Here is a 25,364-nt window from a genome sequence, read left to right as displayed (position 1 = left end):
GCGAGAGGTTGCGCGCCGGGGGCTCTTGTGGAGCTGTTATCCGGCGCGCTCGGCGATAATGATGGTGCAGGAGGTCACGAACGCATCATGGCACACGCTCCGGCGGGCGTCCACAGGCCGGGCGACACTTCCCACCTTCTGGGAGCCCCCGAATGCAATGAAGGGGACTTTCATTGCAAATTCTGCAATGAAAGTCCCCTTCATCTCAGGGCCGACTACTGAGTGACCGGGCGCACGTTCGACGACACGAGCGCCGCCAGCCGGTCACCGATCGCGTGCGTCGCGCCGGGCGACGCCTGATCGCGGGTCGCGAGGTCGAAGGCCACCGAGGCCTCGATCCGCCGCGCCGCTTCCTTCTGTCCCAAGTGGTCCAGCAGCAGCGAGACCGACAGCACCGCGGCGGTCGGGTCGGCGAGACCCTGGCCCGCGATGTCCGGCGCGCTGCCGTGCACCGGCTCGAACATGCTCGGGTTCCGCCGCGTGATGTCGAGGTTCCCGCTCGCCGCCAGCCCGATGCCGCCGGTCACCGCCGCCGAAAGATCGGTGACGATGTCGCCGAACAGGTTGTCGGTCACGATGACGTCGAATCGGGACGGGTCGGTCACCAGGTGGATCATCGCCGCGTCCACATGGGAGTAGGCGACGGTCACCTCCGGGTGCTCCAGCGAGACCTCTTCGACGATCCGCGACCACAGCGAGCCCGCGTACTCCAGCACGTTCGTCTTGTGCAGGAGCGTCAGGTGCTTGCGGGGCCGCGCCTCGGCACGGTTGAACGCGTCGGTCACCACGCGCCGGACGCCGAACGCCGTGTTTACGCTGACCTCCGTCGCGATCTCGTGCTCCGTGTCCTTGCGCAGCAAGCCACCGTTGCCGGCATAGGGGCCTTCCGTGCCCTCACGCACGACGACCATGTCGATCTCGCCCGACTCCGCGAGCGGGCCGCGCACTCCCGGGTACAACCGGGCGGGCCTCAAGTTCACGTGGTGGTCGAGCTCGAAACGGAGCCGCAGCAGCAGACCACGCTCCAGAATGCCGCTCGGCACCGTCGGGTCGCCCACCGCGCCCAGCAGGATCGCATCGTGCTGACGGAGTTCGCCGAGCACGGACTCCGGAAGCAGCTCACCGGTGGAGTGCCACCGGGCGGCGCCGAGGTCGTAGTTCGTGATCTCCGCCGTAGGTACGACCTCACCGAGCACCTTGAGCGCCTCGGCGACCACTTCGGGCCCGATCCCGTCTCCTGGGATCACCGCGAGCCGCATCCACACACCTCCGTAGACCAGGCCACCGGCAGTCCGGATGGCCCATCCGCAAGAAAACGCCAGCAGCGGAAGGTTACCGGCCGTAGCCCGGTAGCCGTAGCCGCACCACCCTTATGCCGGAATCTCCCACAGAGCGAGACAGCCGAAAGAGTGAATACAAGAAGGGACGCCCTGGCGGAAAGCATGCCGCCAGGGCGTCCCTCACCTCATCGAACGCGGGTTACCGCACTACCGCGTCAGCCGACACCGATCGGCTGACGTCCGGTGTGCCGTCCGCCGTTGCCCGGCCGGTCGGCGCCCGCGTTGCCGTTTCCGGCGTTCGCCTGGATCTTCACCACGCTCGCCCGGTTGCCCGAGGCGTTGTGGTGATCGATCGCCAGCAGGCCGAGGACGGTGTCCTGCGCGGCCGTGTTGCGGTTGACCACCAGCGCCGTGCCCGGCTTCGCGACGTAGCCCAGCGCGGAGTCGCCGCCGCCCTGGACCGTGTACGCGGGAGCCAAGGCGTCGAACGAGAGCGGCGTGCCGACGTAGTCGATCGTCGACGAGTCCGCACCCGGCGCCGCGTAGAACCCGGAGGTCCCGACCGTGTAGCTGATCTTGTGCGACGCGGCGTTCGGGTCGATGCCCAGCGCGGCGATGCTCACCGGCAGCACGACGACGTTGGTGTCGTACACGTTCGTGTCGACGTCGCCGAGCTGGCCGTTGACCGGCTGGATGTCCACCTGCGGGAAGCCCGGCTTCAGCGCCACCGTGACGGCGACCAGGACGTCGGTCGCGGTCACCTTGGTGACATAGGTCTCGAAGTCCGGCTGCCCGTCGCCCGTGGTGTCGATGTCCACGAACGGCGAGGTGTTGCTTCCCAGGTTGGCCAGGTCGCTCCAGGTGGTGAGACCGAAGGCCAGCAACGCGTTCTCCGGCTCACCCTGCGCCTTGGCCAGCGGGGCCGTGGACGCCGCGCCGACGTAGCGCAGGTCACCACCCTTGGCGGTCTGGTTCAGCGTGCAGTCGGTGGTGACGTCGCCGTCGCACTCGGGCAGCTGCGGGGATTCCGCCTGCAGTTCGAGCACGCTGATCAGCGAGCGGTACCGCTGCGAACCGTTGCCCTGGTCCACGCCCTTGCCGGTCAGGTTCAGCACGGCCTGGTTCTGGCCGTTGCCGAAGGTCACCGCGCCCGGGGTGTTGATGGACGAGACGGGCTTCGGCGCGGAGTACACGGAGAGCCGCAGCGGAACAGTCGTGCCGCTCTTCGGGGTGAACGCGATCCGGCCGGAGGCGTCCGCCACGAACTGCCGGGCGAGGCCGACCTGCGTGGTCGCCATGGTCGGGTCGATGACCTTGCGGAGCGCCTTGGGGTCGGCGATCTTCAGGGTGACCTTGACCAGCGCGACGCCGCGCGGGCTCAGCTTCACGGTCGGCTTGTCCACTGTGTACTCGACACCGGGGAGCGCGTTCACGGCTTCGTAGCCCACCGAGTACTCGACCGGCTTGATGCCCTTGTTGACCACCTTGACCGTCTTGGTCAGGGTGACCGGGCCGCCCGCTTCGACGACGCCGAAGTTGACCGAGACGAAGCCGGGGTTGTCGACGACGTAGGCCAGGACCTGGTTGTCCAGCGCGGCCTTCGCGTCGATCCGGCCGCTGCCGACGCGCTGCGGACCGTAGGTGCGGCCCGAAGCATCGTGGATGTCGTGACCGGCGGTGTTGATGACCGAGGCCTTGACCTCCTCGACCGACCAGTCCGGGTGCGCCTGACGGATCAGGGCGGTGATACCCGAAGTGTGCGGAGCGGCCATCGACGTCCCGGAGATGACCAGGCGGCCCGCCCCGCTTCCGCTGAGCGCGGACGAGATCGAGTCACCGGGCGCGGAGACGTCCGGCTTGCTGGCCGGGCCGCGACCGCCACGCGAGGTGAACGAGCTCGGGGTGTCCACAATGGACTGGTCACTGGTCGGCACGGACACGCGGCCCTTGCCCGTCATGCGGACCTGCAGCGTGCCCGCGTTCAGCGCCGGGCGGAGCGACGCGGTCGCGCTGCCGGTGAGCTGGAACGTCGGGGTGGCGGCGTTGCCCGCGATCCCGGCCGAGAAGTGCTCCAGGGTGGAGGAGAACAGCGCGCCCTTGGCACCGGCGGCCTGCGCGTTGTTCGAGCGGGCGCCCGAACCGCACGCGCGGGTCGCGTCGTTGTCGTCCCATTCGAGCCAGACGATCTTGCCCGCGGCGGCCGCCTTGTCGGCGGCGGAGTACGGGTTGCACCCGGCCGCGTTGGCGGCGGACAGCTTGACCACCGGCGCGGTGACGTCGAGCGTGTCGTAGGTCGCGTAGTTCTGGCTGAACTGGCCGGTCTTCGCGCCCTTGACCCCGGCGGGGGCCACGGCCTCGACGGCGTCACGGAGGACGGAGGCGTCGCGGCTGCTGGCGACGGTCAGCGCCTCGGGCGTGTTGCCCGGCGCGCCGCCGACGTCGTTGAGGTCGCCGCCGTTGCCCGCGGAGAACACCGGGACGACGTTGTTCGCGGCGATCTTGCGCACGAACAGCGAGTCCGGGTCGTCCGGGGTGGCGAAGTCGCCGCCCAGCGAAAGGTTGACGACGTCGAGGTGGTCGGTGAAGTCGCCGTCACCGTCCGGGTCGAGCGACCAGTCGAGCGCCTGCGAGGTGACGTTGGTCGAGCCGTCGCAGCCGAAGACCTTGATCGCGTACAGCAGGGCCTTGGGCGCGGTGCCCGGGCCGATCTGCATCGCTTCGATCTTCTTCTTGTTCAGCTTCTTGTAGTCGCCGGTGAAGGTCTTGCCCGCTTCGTCCACACCGAAACCGGCGACCGTGCCCGCGACGTGCGTGCCGTGGTGGCCGCAGGAGAGCGGGTTGGGGTCCGGCTTCGGGGTCTTGAGGGCCGGGTCGCTGCTGCCCGAGTCGTAGGCGTCGCCGACCAGGTCGATACCGCCGACGACCTTGTCGGTCGGGAAGGCCGGGGTGGCCTGGTCACGGTTGATCGCGTTGTAGGCCGCGGCCGTACCCGGACCACCGAAGTCGGCGTGGGTGTAGTCGATGCCGTCGTCGATCACGCCGACGCGGATGCCGTCGCCGTAGCGGCCGGTCTGCTGCCACGAGGCGAGCGTGTTGGTGAGCTGGACCGCGCTGGAGTTGGTGCGGGTCTTCGGCACGACCTTCTTGACCGAGACGACGTCCGGCCGCTTCGCCAGCTCGCGGATCTTCGCCGCGTCGGCCGTGACGACCGCCCCGGCGACCGCGTTGGAGGTCTGGGTGACCAGCTGGGTCCCGGCGTCGGCGGCCTTGAGCTGGCCGACGACGGAGTTCACCGTCGCGGCGGTGTTGGCCTTGGCGTCCTTCGCCGCTTTCTTGGCCTTCTCCTTGCCGGCACCCTTGTTCTGCTCGGCGTTGAAGGCGTCGACGGCGGGCTGCTTGGCCAGCTCGACGAAAGCGGTGATCTGCCCTTGGGCGGCCTTGAGCTTCGGCTCGACCTTCCCCTGGAATCCATTACGGTCGATCTTCGCCGGCGTGACGCCGTCCGCGAGGGGGACATCCTGTGCGGCTGCGGTCGCCCCGGTCACGGACGTCGCGAGCAACGCGGCGAAGACCGCGGCCGATGAGCGGATGGCCCACCGGGGTACGCGGGATCTGTTCATGAGTAAGTGCCCTCACTCGAGGCCTAGACTCGGAACCTGCCTGCCGCTCGAACACACCCCCGACGGTGAGCCCCGGCGCCGCGCCGTGCCCTTGACGGCGCGATGGTTCGGCCTCGCCGGAGAAACCTATCCGGGGACCAGCACGACTTCAGTAGGCATTTTTCACCGTTATTGAATCTTGCTCTTCGCAACGCTGTGACTACTGGCGAAAAGTATTCTTGTAACGCCGGTAACATGTTGCCATATAACGAAAGCCGCGTCCGGAGACGCGGCTTTCGTTTGTCGGGCTTTCCAGGTCAGCCGAAGTTGACCGCACGGATCGTGTGGGCACCGACGGTGGCGCCGATCGGCTCCAGCAGGTGCGAGTCCACCGAGCGGTCCACCCGCAGCAGCATCACCGCGTCCGCGCCGTCGGTGGTCTGGCTGATCTGCGCGGCCTCGATGTTGATGCCAGCCTCGCCGAGCAGCGTGCCGACGCGGCCCATGATGCCCGGGCGGTCGGGGTACTCGAGCAGCAGCACGTTGCCCTCGGCACGCAGGTCGAAGTGGCGGCCGTTGACCTCGACCAGCTTCTCGACGTCGTCCTTGCCGGTGACCGAACCGGACACCGAAAGGGTCGCGCCGTCGTCGTAGACCGCGCGGACGGTGACCAGGCTGCGGAACTTGGGGCTCTCGGTCTCGGTGACCAGGTCGACCTGGACCCCCAGCTCCTCCGCCACGCGCGGCGCGTTCACGAAGGTGACCTGATCCTCGACGACGCCGGCGAACACGCCGCGCTCGGCCGCGAGCGGCAGCACGCTGACGTCCTCGGTGGACAGTTCGCCCTTGACCACGACGGTGACCGAGGTCGGCGCCTTCGGGTTGAGCGCGGTCAGCACGGTGCCGAGCTTCTGGGTGAGCGAGAGGTACGGCCGCACGTGCTCGCCGACCGTGCCGCCGCCCGCGACGTTCACCGCGTCCGGCACGAAGTCGCCGCGCAGCGCGAGCAGCACGGACTTCGCGACGTCGGTGCCCGCGCGGTCCTGCGCCTCGGCGGTCGACGCGCCGAGGTGCGGCGTGACGACGACGTTCGGCAGGCCGAACAGCGGGCTCTCGGTGGTGGGCTCGGTGACGAACACGTCGATCCCGGCGCCGCCGACGTGACCGGAGCTCACCGCGTCCGCCAGCGCCTGCTCGTCGATCAGGCCACCGCGAGCGGCGTTGACGATGATGACGCCCTGCTTGACCTTCTTGAGCGCCTCGGCACCGATCAGGCCCTTGGTCTCCGGGGTCTTCGGCAGGTGGATGGAGATCGCGTCGGCGCGCTCCAGCAGCTCGTCCAGCGTGACCAGCTCGATGCCGAGCTGCGCGGCGCGGGCGGCCGAGACGTAGGGGTCGTAGGCGATGAGCTTGGTGTCGAACGCGGCGAGACGCTGAGCGAACAGCTGGCCGATCTTGCCGAGGCCGACCACGCCGACGGTCTTGCCCTGGATCTCGATGCCCGAGTAGCTGCTGCGCTTCCACGCGCCGCCCTGGAGGCTCTGGTCCGCGGCCGGGACCCGGCGGGCGACCGCGAGCAGCAGCGCGACGGCGTGCTCGGCGGCGGAGACGATGTTCGACGTCGGCGCGTTGACCACCAGCACACCGCGTTCGGTGGCGGCGGGGACCTCGACGTTGTCCAGCCCGACGCCGGCGCGGGCGACCACCTTGAGCGAGGTGGTGGCGGCGAGGACCTCGGCGTCGACCTTGGTCGCGGACCGCACGAGCAGCGCGTCCGCCGTCTTCACGGCTTCGAGCAGCGCGGGACGGTCCGTGCCGTCCACATGCTGGACCTCGACCTCGTCGGAGAACACGCTCAACACGGAAGGCGCGAGCTTCTCGGCGATGAGGACGACGGGCTTGTTCGGCTTGGTCACGATACGGCTCCCACTATCTGGTCTGTGCCTGCGACTCACGGTTGTTCGGTCACGCCGTTGTGCCCGGTTGCGCCGCAGTTTAGACCTGGTGACAGGGGATTGTTAACTCGCCCGTAATCCGGCGAAAACGAGTTCGAGGAGCCGTTCGAGGCCCTTGTCACCCGAAAGATGTTCACTGGCCCAGGAAAGCGCGTGCAGCAGCACCAGCAATTCGTGCGCTGTGACGTCCGCCCTCAGCTCCCCCGAGGCCTTCGCCCGTTCCACCAGCTGGGACACAGCGTCCCGCATGGCGTGACACGAGGCATACAGCGGCGAGGCCTCGTCGTCGAGGACGTCGACCATCAGTTCGGGTAGCCCGCGGTAGCTCGCCGACTGCCTGCCCATCCCGGCGAGCCAGGTCTTGAGCGCGCTCAACGGCTCCGGCGAGCCCAGGAGTTCGCGGGCCGCCACGGCCTGGCCGTCGAACCGTTCGCGAAGCACCGTCTCGACCAGTGCCTCGCGGGTCGGGAAGTGCCGGTAGAGCGTCCCGATGCCGACACCGGCATTGCGGGCGATGTCCTCCAGCGAGGCCTCGACCCCGCGCGCGGCGAAGGCACGCTTCGCCTCCTCGACGAGGCGCTCGTAGTTGCGCCGGGCGTCCGCGCGCAGCGGTTTCTTCTCGGTGTCCATCGCACTCCCGAGCTTAGTCTCGACAAATCGGAGGCAGCCTCCGTATAGTCGGCCAGGTAACCGGAGGCTGCCTCATGTTAGCTGGAGAGACCGAAGTGAACCTGATCGAAGAGACCCGCGACCTGCTGGGACCGGTGGGCGTCTGGCTGCCGCTCGGCATGCTCAAGCCGTCACCCGAAGAAGAACTGAAGGCGCTACGACGGCTGGAGGAGCTGGGCTATCGCACCGTCTGGGCGGGTGAGGGACCGGCGGCCCGGGAGCTGTTCGCGCACAGCGGCATCGCGCTCGCCTCCACCGAACGGGTGGTGATCGGCACCGGGATCGCCAACATCTGGTCACGCCCCGGGTACACCGCCCAGGCCGGCGGGCGAGCGCTCGCGCATGCCTTCCCCGGCCGGTTCGTGCTCGGTGTCGGCATCGGCCACGCCTTCCAGGCGACGAAGTCCGGTGCGGACTACCGGCCGCTCGGACAGACCCGTGAGTACCTCGAAGCCATGGCCGCCGCGGAGGCCGAATTCCCTTCACCGGTCCCGTTTCCGCGCGTTCTCGCCGCCGTCGGCCCGAAGATGCTCGAACTCGCGAGGGAGCTGACGGACGGCGCGCACCCGTTCGCGCAGCCCTTCGAACACACGCCGTACGCCCGCGAGATCGTCGGGCCGGACAAGCTGCTCATCCCGGAGCATCCGGTCCTGCTCGGCGGCCGGGAGGAGGCACGGGCGAACATCGCGAAGACCATCGAACTGTTGAAGCAGTACGGCATCCCGCACTACATCAAGGGCTGGAAACGCCTGGGCTACACCGATGCGGACATCGACGGCGTCAGCGACCGGCTCGTCGACGGGCTGACCGCGTGGGGCGACGAGGAGAAGATCGCGCGGCGGATCAAGGAACTCGTCGACGCCGGCGCGGACACCGTGCTCGTCAACCCGGTCGGCGACAGCCTGGACGTCATCGTGGATCAGCTCGAACGACTGGCCCCGGCGCTGGCGGAGGTGACCCGATGAGCGTCGGGATCTGGACGTTCTCCTTCGACGGCAAGGAAATCGGCGCGGTCCGCGACGCGGCCTCGGAGATCGAAGAGCTCGGCTTCGACGCGGTGTGGTTCGGGGAGTACCTGGGACGGGAGGCCTTCACGCAGGCGGGGCTGCTGCTGGCGGCGACGTCCCGGCTGACGGTCGCCACCGGGATCGCGCGTTTCGACCAGCGGGAACCGGCGACCGCCGCGGCCGCCGGGCGGACCCTCGCCGAGGCCTATCCCGGCCGGTTCGTCCTCGGCCTGGGCGGGCACCGACGGGGCACGAAACCGCTGGAAGCGATGCGCGGATACCTCGACGGAATGAACGGGACCGAACTGTCCACACCGGACTCCCCGCACCGGCGGCTGCTGGCCGCGCTGGGGCCGAAGATGCTTTCGTTGGCCGCGGAACGGGCCGACGGGGCGCACCCGTACTTCGTCCCGGTCGAGCACACCGCTCGCGCCCGGGAAATCATGGGCCCTTCGGCTTACCTGGCCGTCGAACAGGCCGTGGTTCTGGGCGCGGATCGGGAGATCGCCCGGCGGCACGTGTCGATGTACCTGGAGCTGGCGGCCCACCATCAGGCGAATCTGCGGCGGTTCGGCTTCACAGACAAGGACTACGGCTCGAATCGCCTCGTCGACGCGCTGGTCGCCGTCGGGGAGGACGAGATTTCCGCCCGGATCCAAGCACATCTGGACGCGGGCGCGGATCATGTCTGCCTTCAGGTCCTGACCGAGGACGAACGGATCCCGCTGCCGGAATGGCGGCTTTTGTCGGGGGTCGCGGGTAGCGTGCGGAAGCGTGACGTCACCGGCTGAACTCGCCTTCGAAAACGCGCGTGAACTGATCGATGCGCAGGACCTCGCCGGGCTCGCGCGCCTGATCGGTGACCTGCCCACGCTCGTCCACGCACACGGGAAGAACGGGAACGACCTGCTCGGCATGGCCGTCGCGACCCGCGACGAGCGGCTGTGCCGGATCCTGCTCGACCACGGGGCGGATCCGGCGTCGGCCAACGTGCACGGCTGGACCGCGTTGCACCAGGCCGGGTATGTCGGGCTGCCGCTGCTGGTCACGATGCTGCTCGACGCGGGCGCCCCGGTCGACGTTCCCGCCCGCGGCGACGGCGGGACACCGCTGGTGGCCGCGCTGTTCTGGGGCCACCGCGAGGCCGCCGAGGCGCTGGCCGCGCACAGCCTGGCCCCCGGGAACCTGCGCGTCGCCGCCGGTCTGGGACACACGGACCTGCTCGACGCGCTGATCGCGCCGGACGGCACGCTTTCCCCCGAGGCGGGCACGCACCGCGAGTTCCACCGGCCGCACAGCGGTTTCCCGGAATGGCGGCCGAGCGAGGACCCGGCCGAGATCGTCAACGAGGCGCTTTCGTGGGCCGCGCGGAACGACCGTTCTTCGGCTGTCCGCACGCTGGTGGAGCGGGGAGCCGACGTGGACGCCGACGTCTATCGCGGGACCGCGATGACGTGGGCCGCCGCCCAGGGGAAGGCTTCGGTGATCGGGACTTTGGCCGAGCTCGGGGCTTCGGTGAACCGGCAGGGCACCTTCGGCGGGCTCTCCCACGGGGAAGGTGTCACGGCGCTGCACCTGGCCGTGCAGGGCGGGCACGTGGACGCGGTCCGCGCCTTGCTGGCGGTGGGGGCGGACGTGTCCCTTGAGGACTCTTTGTACTCGTCGTCGGCCTTGGGGTGGGCTGAGCACTTCGAGCAGCGGGAGATCCTGGCGGTACTGCGGGGAGCCTGAGGTCGGCGGGCGTGGGGTGCCCCAAGTGCTATGAAAGGCCCGTTACTTGCAAATTTTGCAAGTAACGGGCCTTTCATAGCACCCCCCAGCCGCCCCTGCCGCCCGTGCCGCAGCGCAAGGTGGACAAGTGGAGTCTGTAGTCCGTATCGTCGAAGACGGACTACAGACTCCGTTTTTGTCTGACTGGGAGACCTCAATGACCACACCCCGCGAAGTCTTCGACGAGCTGTCCGAAGGCATCACCGCCGGACGCTGGGAAGACCTTTTCGCGCTCTACGCGGAAGACGCCGTCGTCGAGAACCCGCAGCGCCCACCCGTGCCAGCCCGCTTCGAGGGCCGCGAAACCCTTCGCAAGAACTTCGGCGGAGGAATCAACGTGCGCATGAGCAGGGCAGATGTCCTGATTCATGGGACAACCGACCCGGAGGTGATCATCGCCGAGTACCGCAACGTCGGCGAGGCGCTCGACACCGGGAAGTCCTTCGACATCGCCAATATCCAGCTCCTCCGGGTCCGCGACGGGCTCATCGCCCACTCCCGCGATTACCACGACTACCTGCGCCTGACCGCGGCACGCGACGGTCTGGAGGACCTCGAAAAGAGCTACGAAACCGCGGAGCAGGAAATCACGCCGGTTCCGCCGCGTCCGGTGTCGACGGCGGATCCGAAGAGTCCGCGCGGGGTGTTCGAGCGGCTCGTCCACGGCGTCGCGGACGGCAAGTGGGGTGAGTTGTCAGCGCTCTACGCCGGGAAAACCCACGTGACGCACCCGTTCCTGCCGGGGGCGAAGACCCTGGAGACCAGGGAAGACCTGCACGAGCACTTCAAGTTCGGCGAGCAGCACGAGGTCCGGTTCCAGGTCCGCGATCTGGTGATCCACGAAACCCTCGACCCCGAGGTCGTGATCGGCGAGTTCGATTATCAGGGCACGGCGGGAGGCAGCCCGGAATTCCGGGTCTCCAACATCTTCGTGCTGCGCGTGCGCGACGGGCTGATCGTCGAATCCCGTGACTACGCCGACCATCTCGCCGTCGCGGCCGCCACCGGACGACTGAAGGAACTGTTCGCGCTCGTCTAAGCGGGAAGGTCGAATTCGCCGTCCGCGACGCCTTTCAAGAAGGCGTCCCATTCCCTCGGGGTGAACACGAGGACGTGACCGTCCGGATCCGAGGACTGGCGCATCGCGGTGTAGGTGACACCGTCTTCGTGCGGCACCAACGCGTACTCGACGCAGTCTTCGAGGTTCGCGCCTTCCGGTTCCGCCCGGATCCACGTCACTTCGGTCAAGTCCAGCTCGGGCCGGATGTGGGCTTTGTCGTCCACCGGCTGCTCACTCATGGTGCCCACGGTATCCCTTTCAGGCGCGCAAAACGAAGGGGCCCTTCACCAGGAAGGGCCCCTTCGCGGCGAAACCTAGGCGGTTTCGGTGATCGGCCGGTCCACCCACGACATCAGGTCGCGCAGCTTCTTGCCGGTCTCCTCGATCGGGTGCTGGTTGCCCTGCTCCTCGAGCTTGGTGAAGTTCGGCCGTCCGGCCTCGTCCTCGGCGACCCATTCGCGAGCGAAGGTGCCGTCCTGGATCTCACCGAGGATCTTCTTCATCTCTTCCTTGACCGCCGGCGAGATGACGCGCGGGCCGCGGGTCAGGTCGCCGTACTCGGCGGTGTCGGAGATCGAGTAGCGCTGACGCGCGATGCCGCCCTCGTACATGAGGTCGACGATCAGCTTCAGCTCGTGCAGCACCTCGAAGTAGGCGATCTCCGGGGCGTAGCCGGCCTCGGTGAGCACCTCGAAACCGGTCTGCACCAGCGCGGAGGCGCCACCGCAGAGGACGGCCTGCTCGCCGAAGAGGTCGGTCTCGGTCTCCTCGGTGAAGGTCGTCTTGATGACCCCGGCGCGGGCGCCACCGATGGCGGCGGCGTAGGACAGCGCGAGCGCCTGCGCGTTGCCGGAGGCGTCCTGCTCGACCGCGATGAGCGCCGGGACACCCTTGCCGTCGACGAACTGGCGGCGGACCAGGTGGCCCGGGCCCTTCGGCGCGACCATGGCGACGTCGACGTTCGACGGCGGCTTGATCAGGTCGTAGCGGATGTTGAAGCCGTGACCGAAGAAGAGCGCGTCGCCGTCCTTGAGGTTCGGCTCGATGTCCTTCTCGTAGATCGCGCGCTGCTTGGTGTCCGGCGCGAGGATCATGATCAGGTCGGCTTCGGCGCTGGCCTCGGCCGGGGTGAGCACGCGGAGACCCTGCTCCTCGGCCTTGGCCCGCGACTTCGAGCCCTCGGGCAGGCCGACGCGGACGTCGACGCCGGAGTCGCGCAGGCTGAGCGAGTGCGCGTGGCCCTGGCTGCCGTAGCCGATCACGGCGACCTTGCGACCCTGGATGATCGAAAGGTCCGCGTCGTCGTCGTAAAAGATTTCCACTGCCATGAGGGGTACTACTTCCTTTCCTGACCTACAACAAAAGTTCTTTATCGAGCTGAGGTGGCGGTAATGGATCGGGCGCCACGGCCGACCGCGACCATTCCGGACTGGACCAGTTCACGGATGCCATAGGGCTCCAGCATCCGCAGCAGGGCACCGATCTTGTCCGAGGTACCGGTGGCTTCGACGGTGAGCGCCTCGGGGGACACATCCACCACTTTCGCGCGGAAGAGCTGCACCGTCTCGAGGACCTGGCTGCGCACGGTGGCGTCGGCCCGGACCTTGACGAGCAGCAGTTCGCGCTGCACGGCTGTGGATTTTTCCAATTCCACGATCTTGATGACGTTGACCAGCTTGTTGAGCTGTTTGGTCACCTGTTCGAGCGGTAGCTCTTCGACGGCGACCACGATCGTCATCCGGGACACCTCGGGATTTTCCGTGGGCCCGACGGCGAGGGATTCGATGTTGAAACCACGCCGGGAGAACAGTCCGGAAACCCGCGCGAGGACACCGGGTTTGTTCTCCACCAGAACGCTCAGGGTGTGCACGCTCATCGCGCGTCTCCTTCTGCCGCGGCGTTGATCTCCGCCTCTGCGGCGACTTCGTCGTCGTCGAAGAGCGGGCGGATCCCGCGCACGGACATGATTTCGTCGTTACCGGTGCCCGCGGCCACCATGGGCCACACCTGCGCATCCTTCCCCACCACGAAATCGATCACGACGGGGCGGTCGTTGATCTCCATGGCGCGCCGGATGGTGGCGTCGACGTCTTCCTTGGTCTCGCAGCGGAGCCCGGCGCAGCCGAGTGCCTCCGCGAGCAGGGTGAAGTCGGGGATGCGGTGCTTGTGGGTACCGAGATCGGTGTTGGAGTACCGCTCCGAGTAGAAGAGGTTCTGCCACTGGCGGACCATGCCCAGGTTGCCGTTGTTGATGACGGCGACCTTGATGGGCGCGCCTTCGATGGCGCAGGTGGCCAGTTCCTGGTTCGTCATCTGGAAACAGCCGTCGCCGTCGATGGCCCAGACCTGCTTGTCCGGGACGCCGAACTTGGCGCCCATCGCGGCCGGGACGGCGAAGCCCATCGTGCCGAGGCCGCCGGAATTGATCCAGGTGCGCGGGTTCTCGTACTTCACGAACTGCGCGGCCCACATCTGGTGCTGACCGACGCCCGCGGTGTAGACCGCGTCCGGGCCGACGAGCGAGCCGATGCGCTCGATGACGTACTGCGGGGAAAGCGTCCCGTCCTCGGGCCACTCGTAGCCGGCCGGGTAGTCGTCGCGCCAGGAGCGGACCTGCGTCCACCAGTCCTGCAGATCCGGCTTCGCGGACTTGTCGGTCTCGGCGCGGACGGCCTCGATCAGCTCGGTGATGATCTCCGCGCAGTCGCCGACGATGGGCACGTCCGCCTTGCGGTTCTTGGAGATCTCGGCCGGGTCGATGTCGGCGTGGACGATGGCGGCGCCCGGCGCGAAGGAGGACAGCTGCCCGGTGACGCGGTCGTCGAAACGGGCGCCGAGCGCGATCAGCAGGTCCGCCCGCTGCATCGCGGCGACCGCGGAGACCGTGCCGTGCATGCCCGGCATACCGAGGTGCTGCGGGTGCGAGTCGGGGAACGCGCCGCGGGCCATCAGCGTGGTGACGACCGGGATCCCGGTCAGCTCGGCCAGTTCCATCAGCTGGCGCGAGGCGTCGGCCTTGATCACGCCACCGCCGACGTAGAGGACCGGGCGCCGCGACTTGCTGATCAGCCGGGCGGCCTCGCGGACCTGCTTGCCGTGCGGGCGCAGCGTGGGCCGGTAGCCCGGCAGCCGCAGCTCCGTCGGCCAGGAGAAGGAGGTCATCTCCTGCAGGACGTCCTTGGGGATGTCCACCAGGACCGGGCCGGGGCGGCCGGTCGAGGCGAGGTGGAAGGCCTCCGCGATGGTGCGGGGGATGTCCGCCGGGTCGGTGACCAGGAAGTTGTGCTTGGTGATCGGCATCGTGATGCCGCAGATGTCGGCTTCCTGGAAGGCGTCCGTGCCGATCAGCGCGCGGGACTGCTGGCCGGTGATGGCGACCACCGGGACCGAGTCCATGTTCGCGTCGGCGAGCGGGGTGACCAGGTTGGTCGCGCCGGGACCCGACGTGGCCATGCACACCCCGACCTTGCCGGTCGCCTGCGCGTATCCGGTGGCGGCGTGGCCCGCGCCCTGTTCGTGGCGGACCAGGACGTGGCGGACCTTCGTCGAGTCGAGCAACGGGTCGTACGCCGGGAGAATGGTGCCGCCGGGAATACCGAACACGACTTCCGCGCCCACCGCCTCGAGCGAGCGGACGAGCGACTGCGCGCCCGTGACCCGCACGGGGGTCCCGGCCGGCGGCGCCGGCTTGGGTCGGGACCCGGATGTTCCGGTGTTCGCTTCAGCTCGCGAGGTGGCACTAGTCATCGCTTGTCTGCCTCGTCTTGTCTAGTCACTCGTTCGGGTATTCATTGGCTGGTTCGGCGTTGAAATTGTTCCAGGCAACAAAAAACCCCCGCCGACCGGAGTGGTCGCACGAGGGTCGCGCGTCGACGCAGCGGAGACTTCCCTAAGCGTCGACGCGCTTGGGAAGTACGAGGCCGGTCTGCGTTGTCACGAGAGTGAAGCTAGCCGGTCGCCGTCAAGAGTGTCAACTCTGCGGGACGGCGATTCCGCATGCTGGACACTGTCGGGGTACTACACGACCCGCGTTCGGGGTCCGAAAGGCCGCGGTGCACCATCTTTGACGTGGTAGAAGAAAAGCAGCAGGAACAGGCGAACGAGGCTCCCAAAGCCGTCTTCAAGATTCCGAACACGGCACTGTTGGCGATCGCTTTCCTCGTCGTTTGTGTGACGCCTGTCGCGTTCGGCGACGTGCCGTACCTCCAGTGGCTCTACGTCTTCCCGATCGCGCTGGCGGTGTTCGTCATCCGGACCCGCACGACCGCGACGGCCGAGGGACTGGAAGTCCGCACGCTGTTCGGGCACCGGGACCTGCCGTGGTCCTCCCTCAAGGGGCTCGCCATCACCGACAAGGCGAAGGTGCAGGCGGTGCTGAAGGACGACACCAAGGTCGCCCTCCCGGCCGTGCGCACTCGCCACCTTCCGGTGATCTCGCTGGTCAGCGCGGGGCACATGGCCGATCCTTCCGGGCTCACGGACGACGTCGCCAAGGCCGAAGAGGCGACGCCGGAAAAGACCGCGGACTCCGGGGAGTAGGATTGGTAGGACCAGTTTGGCGCCGGTTCGCCCGGCAGTGCCCTGGTCCCACCCCGAACCTTGGAGTAAGCCGTGCCCCCACTCCGTTCCCGGACCACCACCCACGGCCGCAACGCGGCGGGCGCCCGCTCGCTCTGGCGCGCCACAGGGATGACCGACAGCGACTTCGGCAAGCCGATCGTCGCCATCGCGAACTCCTACACCCAGTTCGTGCCGGGGCACGTGCACCTCAAGGACCTCGGCGAGATCGTGGCGGGCGCGGTGAAGGAGGCGGGCGGTGTCGCCCGCGAGTTCCACACGATCGCCGTCGACGACGGGATCGCCATGGGGCACAGCGGAATGCTCTACTCGCTGCCCTCGCGCGAGATCATCGCGGACTCCGTCGAGTACATGGTGAACGCACACCAGGCCGACGCGCTGGTCTGCATCTCCAACTGCGACAAGATCACCCCGGGCATGCTGAACGCCGCGATGCGGCTGAACATCCCGGTGGTCTTCGTCTCCGGCGGGCCGATGGAGGCCGGGAAGGCCGTGGTCGTCGGCGGGGTCGCGCAGGCGCCGACCGACCTGATCACCGCGATCGCCGCTTCGGCCAGCAGCGAGGTCGACGAGGACGGGCTGTCCATTGTGGAGCGCTCGGCCTGCCCGACCTGCGGTTCGTGTTCGGGCATGTTCACCGCGAACTCGATGAACTGTCTCACCGAGGCGCTCGGGCTGTCCCTGCCGGGCAACGGCTCCACCCTCGCGACGCATGCCGCCCGCAGGGCGCTGTTCGAGGACGCCGGGCGCACGGTCGTCGAACTGTGCAAGCGCTGGTACGAGCAGGACGACGAGTCCGCGCTCCCGCGCTCGATCGCGTCGAAGAAGGCGTTCGAGAACGCGATGGCCCTCGACATGGCGATGGGCGGTTCGACCAACACGGTGCTGCACGTCCTCGCCGCCGCGCAGGAGGGCGAGGTCGACTTCACCATCGACGACATCGACGCCATCGGCCGCCGCGTGCCGTGCCTGTCGAAGGTCGCGCCGAACTCGGACTACCACATGGAAGACGTCCACCGCGCCGGCGGCATCCCGGCCATCCTCGGTGAGCTGTACCGCGGCGGGCTGCTGAACACCGACGTCCACTCCGTGCACTCGCCGGACATCGAGTCTTGGCTGTCCACTTGGGACATCCGCGCGGAGGAGCCTTCGGCGCGCGCGATCGAACTGTTCCACGCGGCGCCCGGTGGCGTCCGGACCACGGAGGCGTTCTCCACCGAGAACCGCTGGTCCTCTTTGGACACCGACGCCGCGGACGGCTGCATCCACGACGTCGAGCACGCCTACACCAAGGACGGCGGGCTCGCGATCCTGCGCGGCAACCTCGCGGAGAACGGCGCGGTCATCAAGTCCGCGGGCATCGACGAGGAACTCTGGCGTTTCGAGGGCCCGGCCCGGGTGCTGGAAAGCCAGGAGGAGGCGGTTTCGGCCATCCTCAAGAAGGAGATCCAGCCCGGCGAGGTGCTGGTGATCCGCTACGAAGGCCCGGCGGGCGGCCCGGGAATGCAGGAGATGCTGCACCCGACGGCGTTCCTCAAGGGCTCCGGCCTCGGCAAGAAGTGCGCGCTGATCACCGACGGCCGGTTCTCCGGTGGCTCGTCGGGCATCTCGGTCGGGCACATCTCCCCCGAGGCCGCCGCGGGCGGGGCGATCGGCCTCGTCCAGAACGGCGACCGCATCCTGCTCGACGTCCACGAGCGCCGCCTCGAACTGCTCGTCGACGCGGACGTGCTGGCCGAGCGGCGCGCGAAGATGGACGCGAGCGAGCGGCCGTGGCAGCCGGTCTCGCGGGAGCGGCCGGTCACCGCCGCGCTGCGGGCCTACGCGCGGATGGCCACCTCCGCCGACACCGGCGCGGTGCGGGACCCGAGCAAGTAGTCCTCTTGTTGCGTGGTCCCCAAACGCTATGAAGGGGACTTTCATTGCAGATTTTGCAATGAAAGTCCCCTTCATAGCACGCGCCCGAACGCATCCAGAGGACTAAACGCGGGTCAGCGGCACAGCACGATCACCACGACCGAGGCCGCCGCGGCCAGCAGGAGCCCGATCAACCCGAACGAGAGCGGCCGCTTGCGCCAAGGCGTGTTGGCGTCCAGCGCGATCCGTCCCGAGCCCGCGAGCAGGACGGTCAGCGAAGCGGCGCCCAGCAGGAGCTCGAACTCGAAGCCCTGCCCTTCCTTCTGGAAGAACCCGCCGCTGAACTTCACGAACACGATGTTCGCGCAGACCCCGAGCAGCGCGGCCGCGCCGACCGGGGTGAACAGGCCCACCAGCACGAGCGCGCCGCCGAGTACCTCGCTGATCCCGGTGATCCACGAGAGCAGCGTGGTCTGGCTGGTGTAGCCGAGGTTGCCGAGCACCCTGGCGAAGCCGCCGACCCCGGGCCCGCCGAAGGCGCCGAAGAGGTGCTGGAGCCCGTGCGCGCCCATGGTCACGCCGAGCACCACTCGCAGGACGAGCAGACCGAGATCGATCCCGCCCCTGGTCTCCGCCGGGCCAGGGCCGCTGTCGGAGTCGGCCACGTCCGAGATCATGCTGGTCTGGTAGTCATCGCTCACGCGCGAAGGGTAGGCGAAAGAAGCCCGTCAGGCGACACAGCGGTTCAGAACAGGGTCGCGGGTTCGACCGGTTCGGGCTCGGGCAGCGGGTCGAGGCCGGGCACCAGGGCGCGCACCTCGTCGTGGAACCGGCGGGCGAGCGCGGGGGCGTCGTCGTTGTCGGGGGTGTGCACGAAGACCGTCGGCGACCGGCCCGCGCGCAGCCATTCGGCGACCACCTCGGTCCACGGCCGCCATCCCTCGACGGTCTCCTCGGTCGCGTCCCGGCCCAGATAACGGACGATCGGCCGGTCGGTCAGCGCCCGTGTCCGCCGCGGCAGCCGGGGTTTCTTGGCCCAGGCGTCCTGTTCGGCCTCACTGACCGGCGGGCTCCGGAAGAAGACCATGGTGTCGAACGGCACCCACTCGGCGTCCGCGTCGGTGAGCGTCCGCTCCAGCAGCGACGTCGAGCGGGCGTCTGAGTAAAACTCGGGGTGGCGCACCTCGACGGCACGCCGGAGGCCGGCGGGCAGCCTGCGCAGGAAACGGCCGAGGGCGTCGACGTCCGAGGGGCCGAACGAGGCGGGCAACTGGGTCCACAGGACCGCCCGTTCGCCGAGGGGTTCGATCGCGTCCAGGAACGCCCGCATCTCGGTCTCGACCCCGGCGAGCCGTCGCTCGTGCGTGACGACCTTGGGCAGCTTGACCACGAACCGGAAGCCGGGGCCGGTCTGCCGCGCCCACGTTTCGACGGTGTCCCGCGCGGGGGTCGCGTAGAAGGTGGTGTTGCCCTCGACGGCGTTGCACCAGCCGGCGTAGGCCCGCAGGCGCTCCCCGGCGGGCAGCGACTTCGCCAGGAACCGCCCGGCCCACGCCTTGTGCGTCCACATCGCACAGCCGACATGCAGTGTCGCCATGATGCTCAGTATTCGCCGTGGACCAGATTGTTCGGCAGCTCTCCGCTCAGATAGTGGCTCAGTTCCCTGGCCACCACCGCGTAGGCACGCTGCCGCCTCCCGCTCACCGCGCCCGCGACGTGCGGCGTCAGCAGCAGCCCCGGCACGTCCCACAGCGGATGTCCCTCCGGCAACGGCTCGGGATCGGTGACGTCGAGGGCGGCACGTAACCGTCCCGACGCGAGTTCCGCGACGAGCGCGTCGGTGACGACGACCGGCCCCCGCGAAACGTTGACGAGGATCGCCCCGTCCGGCATCGCGGCCAGGAACTCCGCGTCGACCAGACCCTGGGTGTGCTGGGTGAGCGGCACCATCAGGACCGTGATGTCGTGGTCGGGCAGCAGATCTGGGAGTTCGCCGACGCCGTGCACGCCCTCGCGAGCGGTGGCGCCGACCATCGTGCAGCGCACGTCGAACGTGTCCAGCCGCCGTCGCAGATGCCTGCCGAGGTCACCGGCGCCGATGACGAGGGCCCGCTTGCCCTGCAGGGTGTCGGTGGTCCGGCGGGCCCAGTGTTTCCGCCGCAGGCCGTCGGCGAAACCGTCGAGACCGCGGTAGATCGCCAGGAGGACCGCGACGACCCATTCGGCCGAGCTTCCGCCGTGCGCGCCTCGGCAGGTCGAGAGCAGGACACCGTCCGGCACCTTGCCGATCCAGTCCTCGGCGCCGGCCACCAGCAACTGCACGAGTTTGACGTTCGGCAGTTCGCGCCACAGTTCCTCGCTGGGCTGGTCACCGGTCACGAGGACCTCGGCCCCGGCGGCTTCGGCGGGCACCGGCTCTCCCCGGCGGTACACCACCGGGCGCACGCCTTCGATCTCCGAAAGCGCGGTCACTCCCTCTTCGTCGGGCACGAGCACGGTTACCGTCATGATCGCCACGGTATCGAGTGCCGCTTACCCGTGGCTCACGCACGCCCACCTAGGCTGGCCCCGTGCGTACCCGGTACCGGCGGAAATGGACCGCGCCGCTGGCTCTGCTGGCCTGCGGCTCGCTGCTGCTCTCCGGCTGCGCCGACTTCGACAACACGGCGGCCGGGCAGAAGTTCACCCCGGTCAACCCGCCGTCCCCCGAATCCCCGCCGCAGGTCGGGCCCGGCGGTGACGCGGGCGATTCCGGCCCCGGCGGTCCCGGCGGCCGGGGGAACGGGCAGAACCAGACGCCGACGCCGGTTCCGCCGCCGCAGGGCTGCAAGGACTTCGACAAGGCCGTCATCGCGACCTGCCTGGACACCGTCGCGGCCGTGGCCGCGATCCCCGGCGACGGCACCGCGCCCAGCGCGCTCGCGGGCGAACGCAAGAGCGGACGCATTCTGCTCGCCGCCGCGGGGAAGGACCCGGCCGCCTGGGCCACCATCTCCGTGGACGGCTCCGGCGACGGCGGCCTCACCTCGCTCGCCCTCTCCCCCGGGTTCGCCGAAGACCAGCTCGTCTTCGCCTACATCACCACCCCGACGGACAACCGGCTCGTCCGGCTGGCGAAGGGCCAGGCGCCGAAACCGGTGCTGACCGGCATCCCCAAGGGCGCCTCCGGCAACCGCGGCGCGATCGGCACCGACGGCAAGGGCGCGCTCCTGGTCGCCACCGGCGACGCGGGCAACCCCGGACTCGCCGCCGATCCGGCGTCGCTGGCCGGGAAGGTGCTGCGGGTCGACACCTCCGGCAAACCCGCGCCGGGCAATCCCACCGCGGGCTCGGCGGTCTTCTCCACCGGCGTGCACTCCCCCGGCGCGATCTGCCGCGACCAGGCCGGTTCGCGCATTTGGCTGACGGACAGGCTGGCGGACAAGGACGTCCTCCACCGGCTTCGCGCGGGCCAGCCCCTGACCACCCCGGCCTGGAGCTGGCCGGACAAGCCCGGCGTCGCGGGATGCGCGGACTTCGTCGCCGCCTCCGGCTATCTGGCCGTGGCGACGTCGATCGCGGGCAACCTGCAGCATCTGCCGGTCACCCCGGACGGCGCCGTGACCGGCAAGCCCAGCGTCACCCTGGACGGCAAGACCGGCAAACCCCCGAAGACCTTCGGCCGCCTCTCCTCGATGAGCATGATCAACCCGCAGATAGCACTGGTCGGCACGATCAACAAGGACGGCGGCGCACCGGTTTCGAGCGACGACCGCCTCGTCATCATCACCCCGGCGGCCAGCGCCGGCGGGAGCGGCAAGGACTAGGACGCCGCCCGGCGCGGGGTTCCGGCGACGATGAGCGCGCTGACCGCGAGCAGGGGCAGCGCCCAGAGCGCCGTGGTGAGGTAGCCGTTCCGGGTGGGGAGCAGCGCGCCGTCCGGAGTGGTCGCGGCGAGCAGGAACCCCGCGAGCGCGCTGCCGACGCTCATTCCCATGCTGCGGGCGATCTGGTTGATCGAGAGCACGCTGGCGGTTTCTTCCCGGGGCACGCCGACGAGGACGAGCTTGGGCATCACCGCGAAGACACCTCCGACGGCGAAGCCGAGGACGGCGATCGCGGCGAGGACGAGGAAGAGCGACTCGTTGCCGACGGCGAACAACAGGGCACCGGCCATGGCGACCACGACCGAGAGCGTGTACGTCCACCGTTCGGTGATGCGCGCGCTGAGCCGCGGCACCGCTTTGCCCGCGGCGAATCCGAGCAGTGAGAACGGGATCAGGGCCGCACCCGCGGCGACACCGGGAAGCGCGAATCCGTAGCGGGCGTCGCCGGGCGTCTGCACGTAGCGGGTGAACAGGCTGAACAGCAGGTACAAACCGGCCCCGGCCACGAGTATCGCCAGGTTCGCGCGGAGGATCGGCCCCTGGCCGAGCAGCCGAAGATCCACCAGCGGCGCCTTGGTGCGCAGTTCGAGGAACGCCCACACCGCCAGCACCGCGGCGGAACCGGCGAGAAGGCCACCGGCCAGCCACGCGTTCGCCCAGATCGACGGGGCGGCGATGACCAGAAGGACCCCGAGTGTGCCGAGAGCGAGGAGCAGCGCACCCGGGACGTCGATCCGGGGCAGCTCGCCGGGCTCCTCGACGGGCAGGATCCGCCAGGCGATGGCCAGCGCGACGGCGGACAGGAGGAATCCGAGTCCGTACGCGGCACGCAGGCCCGCGAGCTGGTCGAGCAGGCTGATCAGCGGGTAACCGACGCCGATGCCCACGGTCGACGCGACCGAGATCGCGGCGATCGTCGACACCGAACGTTCGGCAGGCAGGTGAGCGCGGGCGACGCTCATCAACAGCGCCCCGGCCGCGACCGCGAGCCCTTGCAGAGCTCGCCCGATCAACAACGCCGCGAACGGCAGCGGGAGCACCGTCAGCAGCCCGCCCACCATGACCAGGGCCAGGGTGGCCAGGATCGTGACCCGGCGGTACGGGCCGCCCCCGAGCCTGCCCAGCACCGGGCCCGCGATCGCGCCGCTGAACAACGTCACCGTCAACGTCCACTGCGCGGCGTCGAGGGACACGTGCATCCCCGTCGCGACCGGCGTGATGAGAGGCGCCCCGACGCTGCCGATCACCGCTCCCGACAACGCCGTGCAGACCAGCGCCACGCTCAGCCCGCCGTCCACGCGGGTGGTCACCGGTTCGCCTCGGTGGTGATGTGCGCGAACAGCTCCGGCCGGATCCGGGTGCGAACCCCCTCGGCCCAGTCCGCTTCGACCTGTTCGACGTCCATCGCGGCGCCGGTGTTCAGCAGCATCCCGAAGGCGAGGAACGTCTTCACGGTCACCGGTTCGAGTCCGGTGCCGTCCTCGGCCGTGTCCCACATCCGGGCGAAACACGACCGCACCACGTCCCGCACCTCCGGGTCGCCACAAGCGGCGAAGCCCTGGAGCTGCAACAACAACCCGGTCCGATCGGCCAGCAAATCGAAGTACTGGGCGCCCATCGCCGAGAGCGCGTCCAGGCCGGTCTTCCCCTCGCCCGCGTCTCGCATCCCGTCGCTGACGCGCGCGAAAGCGGCCTGGACCAGCTCCAGGAACAGGGCCTTCTTCGTCCCGAAGATCCGGAAGACATACGCCTGGGTGATCCCTGCCGCCCTCGCGATCGCCTCCGTCGACGCCCCGTGCAACCCGTGTTCCGCGAACTCCTTCGCCGCGATGGCCAGCACCTGGGCACGCCGGTCGGTTCCGCTCATCCGTTCAGCCATGCCGCGAGGTTACTGGTTACTAACCACTAACTAGGCGGGGTGGGTGGGGTGCCGGTCCAGGGGGTCGTGAGTGGCGATTCGGGTTAGGGCCGAGGGTGCCTTGGCCACCTACTGGCCTCTGGCTGCGGTCGTTCACGGGTCCGGGTCGTGAAGGGCCCCTTGCCTACCTTGACCGTAGTGATGGAGGCCTTCACTACTCTCGTGATCGCCACGACCGCCACCTTCGCCCCACACGCACCAATGATCACAGCGGCCGCGCAAAAGGGGCCCCTTCCCTCGGCTCAGCCGAGGAAACTCGGCCCTCACGCCTCGCCGAAGTACGTGATGGCCCCCTTCCTTGCGCTAGACGCAAGGAAGGGGGCCATCACGTACTTCAAGCGACCAGGGTGCCGGTACCGAGCCACTCGCGCCCTACCCCTTGCCCATCCCTCGGCTCAGCGGGACGGCCTCGGGGAGGACGGCGGCGTGAAGCGCACGAACGACGGCGCCATGGCCTTCTCTTCGCCGTTTTCGCTGAACAGCTCCGGGACCAGCCGGTAGCCGGGGCCCAGCGCGGTCGCGGCGGCGGTGAGCCGTCGCGGTCCGGTGTCCGGCCAGCGCCCACTGTCCACCCGGGACAGGAGGGTGCGCAGCAGGACGATCTCCTCGGCGGCATTGAACGAGCAGTGGCCGCCCCGGCTCACGTAGGCCTGCCGCAACCGGGCGGGATCGCCGTTGCGCCGGACCTGGTCGCCGTACCACCGGGCCTGGCCGGCGACCGCGCCGCCGTCGCCGGTGGTGTGCACGGTCAGCACCGGCGACGGCGTGGTGCCGCGTGCCACGGTGTAGTGACGCAGGTAGGCCTCCGCCTTCGGGTCCGCCGAGATCCGCGGAGCGGCGGCGAGCCGGTCCAGATCGGCTTCCAGGTCCGCGCCGCCCACCCGGTAGGCGTGCCGGACGAGGTCGAGTCCGGCGGACCGGGCGAGCATGCGCCGGTAGTCGATGCCGGTGTTCGACGACGGGTTGCCGCCCGCACGGCGCTCGATCTCGGGGCGCGCGGCCGGTCCGTAACCGAACAAGTAGGCCCCGGTGACCCACATCGCCTGCTGCGCGAGCCGGTCCGACGGCGCGGTGGGCTCCGGCTGATGCGCGAAGGCCCAGCCCGGGATTTCGCCGAGCGCACCGGCGAGCGCGATCCGGGCGCGGCCCCGCTCCGTCTTCTGGGCTTCGGCCACGACGGCTCCGAGCGCGTCCTGAGCCGCCTGCGGATCGCGAGGCCGGACCAGGTCGATGTCCGCGTCCGGCGCCAGCAGGGTCTTGAGCGCGAACAGCATGTCCAGCGCGCTGTTCCAGGTGCCGTTCGCGTCGTACTCGCCGCATTGCGTCAGAACGCCGTCGAAACGACCGGGATTGTTCTCGGCCAGCTTCAAGGAGATCACGGCGCCCATGGACATCCCGCTGGTGATCGTCCGCCGCGGTGCGCCCACGGTGGCCTTGAACCAGTCCAGCAGCGCGACCTGGTCGGTCAGCGCCTCCTCGATCGCGTGCCCGAACACGCCCTTGTAGTTCGACGCGGCGAGCGCGTAGCCCTGGTCAAGCAGCCAGGTCTCGGTTTCGGGTCTGGTGGCCAGCATGATCCGCGCCGGCTTCCATTCCTCCACGTAGAGCCCGTGGCTGTAGAGCACCAGCGTGCCGTTCCACCGTTTCGGCACTTTGACCAGGAAGTCCGCGCCGTCGATCGTTCCTTCGTACACGTGACGGCGCCCCTCGGCCGACGCCGGGACGGCGGTGACCAGCGCACCGAGAAGCAGCGTGACGAGCACGGTGACGAGTGTCCTGCGTGAGTGGGTCATGCCGACCAAAAT

The 25,364-nt window shown here is 69.2% G+C and carries 21 protein-coding genes; 7 read left to right on the top strand and 14 right to left on the bottom strand.

Going from position 1 to position 25,364, the window contains the following annotated elements; genetic code table 11:
* Positions 1-215: 215 nt before the first annotated feature.
* The 4 genes from ACLJRM_RS21730 to ACLJRM_RS21715 form a co-directional block, all read right to left on the bottom strand.
* Positions 216-1,259, bottom strand: coding sequence for a 3-isopropylmalate dehydrogenase (locus ACLJRM_RS21730; protein ID WP_101609931.1), 1,044 nt, complete (start codon positions 1,257-1,259; stop codon positions 216-218).
* Positions 1,260-1,495: 236 nt separating this feature from the next.
* A complete protein-coding gene (locus tag ACLJRM_RS21725) occupies positions 1,496-4,900 on the bottom strand; it encodes a S8 family serine peptidase (protein ID WP_101609933.1) in 3,405 nt (1,134 codons plus the stop codon).
* 296 nt (positions 4,901-5,196) lie between these two features.
* Entirely contained in the window at positions 5,197-6,795 is a 1,599-nt protein-coding gene (serA, locus tag ACLJRM_RS21720) for a phosphoglycerate dehydrogenase (protein ID WP_410664116.1), read from the bottom strand.
* A gap of 102 nt (positions 6,796-6,897) precedes the next feature.
* Positions 6,898-7,464, bottom strand: a complete 567-nt coding sequence (locus tag ACLJRM_RS21715; RefSeq protein WP_101609937.1) for a TetR/AcrR family transcriptional regulator — start codon at positions 7,462-7,464, stop codon at positions 6,898-6,900.
* Between the two features lie 95 nt (positions 7,465-7,559).
* Between ACLJRM_RS21715 and ACLJRM_RS21710 the strand changes: the two genes are divergently transcribed.
* The 4 genes from ACLJRM_RS21710 to ACLJRM_RS21695 all read left to right on the top strand — a co-directional run bounded on the left by ACLJRM_RS21710 (position 7,560) and on the right by ACLJRM_RS21695 (position 11,319).
* Positions 7,560-8,468, top strand: a complete 909-nt coding sequence (locus ACLJRM_RS21710; protein WP_410664115.1) for a TIGR03620 family F420-dependent LLM class oxidoreductase — start codon at positions 7,560-7,562, stop codon at positions 8,466-8,468.
* Complete coding sequence (locus ACLJRM_RS21705) at positions 8,465-9,301, top strand: TIGR03620 family F420-dependent LLM class oxidoreductase (protein WP_410664114.1); 837 nt, start codon at positions 8,465-8,467, stop codon at positions 9,299-9,301. The genes ACLJRM_RS21710 and ACLJRM_RS21705 overlap by 4 nt, the downstream gene beginning before the upstream one ends.
* Positions 9,285-10,241: an ankyrin repeat domain-containing protein gene (locus ACLJRM_RS21700; protein ID WP_410664113.1), complete on the top strand. Its 957-nt coding sequence runs from the start codon at positions 9,285-9,287 to the stop codon at positions 10,239-10,241. The genes ACLJRM_RS21705 and ACLJRM_RS21700 overlap by 17 nt, the downstream gene beginning before the upstream one ends.
* Before the next feature lie 196 nt (positions 10,242-10,437).
* Entirely contained in the window at positions 10,438-11,319 is an 882-nt protein-coding gene (locus ACLJRM_RS21695) for a nuclear transport factor 2 family protein (protein ID WP_410664112.1), read from the top strand.
* Here ACLJRM_RS21695 and ACLJRM_RS21690 read toward each other — a convergent pair.
* The 4 genes from ACLJRM_RS21690 to ACLJRM_RS21675 all read right to left on the bottom strand — a co-directional run bounded on the left by ACLJRM_RS21690 (position 11,316) and on the right by ACLJRM_RS21675 (position 15,087).
* Positions 11,316-11,579, bottom strand: a complete 264-nt coding sequence (locus ACLJRM_RS21690; protein WP_101613443.1) for a DUF397 domain-containing protein — start codon at positions 11,577-11,579, stop codon at positions 11,316-11,318. The genes ACLJRM_RS21695 and ACLJRM_RS21690 overlap by 4 nt on opposite strands.
* Before the next feature lie 75 nt (positions 11,580-11,654).
* A complete protein-coding gene (ilvC, locus tag ACLJRM_RS21685) occupies positions 11,655-12,668 on the bottom strand; it encodes a ketol-acid reductoisomerase (protein WP_410664111.1) in 1,014 nt (337 codons plus the stop codon).
* Between the two features lie 41 nt (positions 12,669-12,709).
* Positions 12,710-13,216, bottom strand: a complete 507-nt coding sequence (gene ilvN, locus ACLJRM_RS21680; protein WP_076162709.1) for an acetolactate synthase small subunit — start codon at positions 13,214-13,216, stop codon at positions 12,710-12,712.
* Positions 13,213-15,087 carry an acetolactate synthase large subunit gene (locus ACLJRM_RS21675; RefSeq protein WP_101609947.1) on the bottom strand — a complete coding sequence of 625 codons (1,875 nt, stop codon included), beginning with the start codon at positions 15,085-15,087 and terminating at the stop codon, positions 13,213-13,215. The genes ilvN and ACLJRM_RS21675 overlap by 4 nt, the downstream gene beginning before the upstream one ends.
* 321 nt (positions 15,088-15,408) lie before the next feature.
* On the opposite strand from ACLJRM_RS21675, the gene ACLJRM_RS21670 reads away from it, so the two are divergent.
* Positions 15,409-15,879 carry a PH domain-containing protein gene (locus ACLJRM_RS21670; protein ID WP_101609949.1) on the top strand — a complete coding sequence of 157 codons (471 nt, stop codon included), beginning with the start codon at positions 15,409-15,411 and terminating at the stop codon, positions 15,877-15,879.
* 72 nt (positions 15,880-15,951) lie between these two features.
* Complete coding sequence (ilvD, locus tag ACLJRM_RS21665; RefSeq protein ID WP_410664110.1) at positions 15,952-17,796, top strand: dihydroxy-acid dehydratase; 1,845 nt, start codon at positions 15,952-15,954, stop codon at positions 17,794-17,796.
* Positions 17,797-17,909: 113 nt separating this feature from the next.
* On the opposite strand, the gene ACLJRM_RS21660 is transcribed toward ilvD, so the two are convergent.
* The 3 genes from ACLJRM_RS21660 to ACLJRM_RS21650 all read right to left on the bottom strand — a co-directional run bounded on the left by ACLJRM_RS21660 (position 17,910) and on the right by ACLJRM_RS21650 (position 20,283).
* On the bottom strand, positions 17,910-18,452 hold the full coding sequence (locus tag ACLJRM_RS21660) for a DoxX family protein (RefSeq protein WP_101609952.1): 543 nt from the start codon (positions 18,450-18,452) through the stop codon (positions 17,910-17,912).
* Positions 18,453-18,520: 68 nt separating this feature from the next.
* The gene (locus tag ACLJRM_RS21655; RefSeq protein WP_168214592.1) at positions 18,521-19,345 is read right to left on the bottom strand and encodes a DUF72 domain-containing protein; all 825 of its coding nucleotides are present in this window, start codon (positions 19,343-19,345) and stop codon (positions 18,521-18,523) included.
* Positions 19,346-19,377: 32 nt separating this feature from the next.
* Complete coding sequence (locus ACLJRM_RS21650) at positions 19,378-20,283, bottom strand: 2-hydroxyacid dehydrogenase (RefSeq protein ID WP_101613444.1); 906 nt, start codon at positions 20,281-20,283, stop codon at positions 19,378-19,380.
* A 62-nt stretch (positions 20,284-20,345) separates the two neighbouring features.
* On the opposite strand from ACLJRM_RS21650, the gene ACLJRM_RS21645 reads away from it, so the two are divergent.
* Positions 20,346-21,581: a PQQ-dependent sugar dehydrogenase gene (locus tag ACLJRM_RS21645; protein ID WP_410664109.1), complete on the top strand. Its 1,236-nt coding sequence runs from the start codon at positions 20,346-20,348 to the stop codon at positions 21,579-21,581.
* On the opposite strand, the gene ACLJRM_RS21640 is transcribed toward ACLJRM_RS21645, so the two are convergent.
* The 3 genes from ACLJRM_RS21640 to ACLJRM_RS21630 all read right to left on the bottom strand — a co-directional run bounded on the left by ACLJRM_RS21640 (position 21,578) and on the right by ACLJRM_RS21630 (position 25,352).
* Positions 21,578-22,951, bottom strand: coding sequence for an MFS transporter (locus ACLJRM_RS21640; RefSeq protein WP_410664108.1), 1,374 nt, complete (start codon positions 22,949-22,951; stop codon positions 21,578-21,580). The two genes, ACLJRM_RS21645 and ACLJRM_RS21640, sit on opposite strands and share 4 nt — an antisense overlap.
* Positions 22,948-23,520 (bottom strand): TetR/AcrR family transcriptional regulator, encoded by a 573-nt coding sequence (locus ACLJRM_RS21635; RefSeq protein ID WP_410664107.1) that lies wholly within the window; start codon positions 23,518-23,520, stop codon positions 22,948-22,950. The genes ACLJRM_RS21640 and ACLJRM_RS21635 overlap by 4 nt, the downstream gene beginning before the upstream one ends.
* 434 nt (positions 23,521-23,954) lie before the next feature.
* Positions 23,955-25,352 (bottom strand): DUF6351 family protein, encoded by a 1,398-nt coding sequence (locus ACLJRM_RS21630; RefSeq protein ID WP_410664106.1) that lies wholly within the window; start codon positions 25,350-25,352, stop codon positions 23,955-23,957.
* Positions 25,353-25,364: the final 12 nt, after the last annotated feature.

It is taken from the genome of Amycolatopsis sp. lyj-84, from assembly GCF_046549075.1.
GTDB lineage: Bacteria > Actinomycetota > Actinomycetes > Mycobacteriales > Pseudonocardiaceae > Amycolatopsis.
The sequence above is the reverse complement of the archived record's forward strand: the minus strand, read 5'-3'. Positions and strand labels throughout refer to the sequence as shown.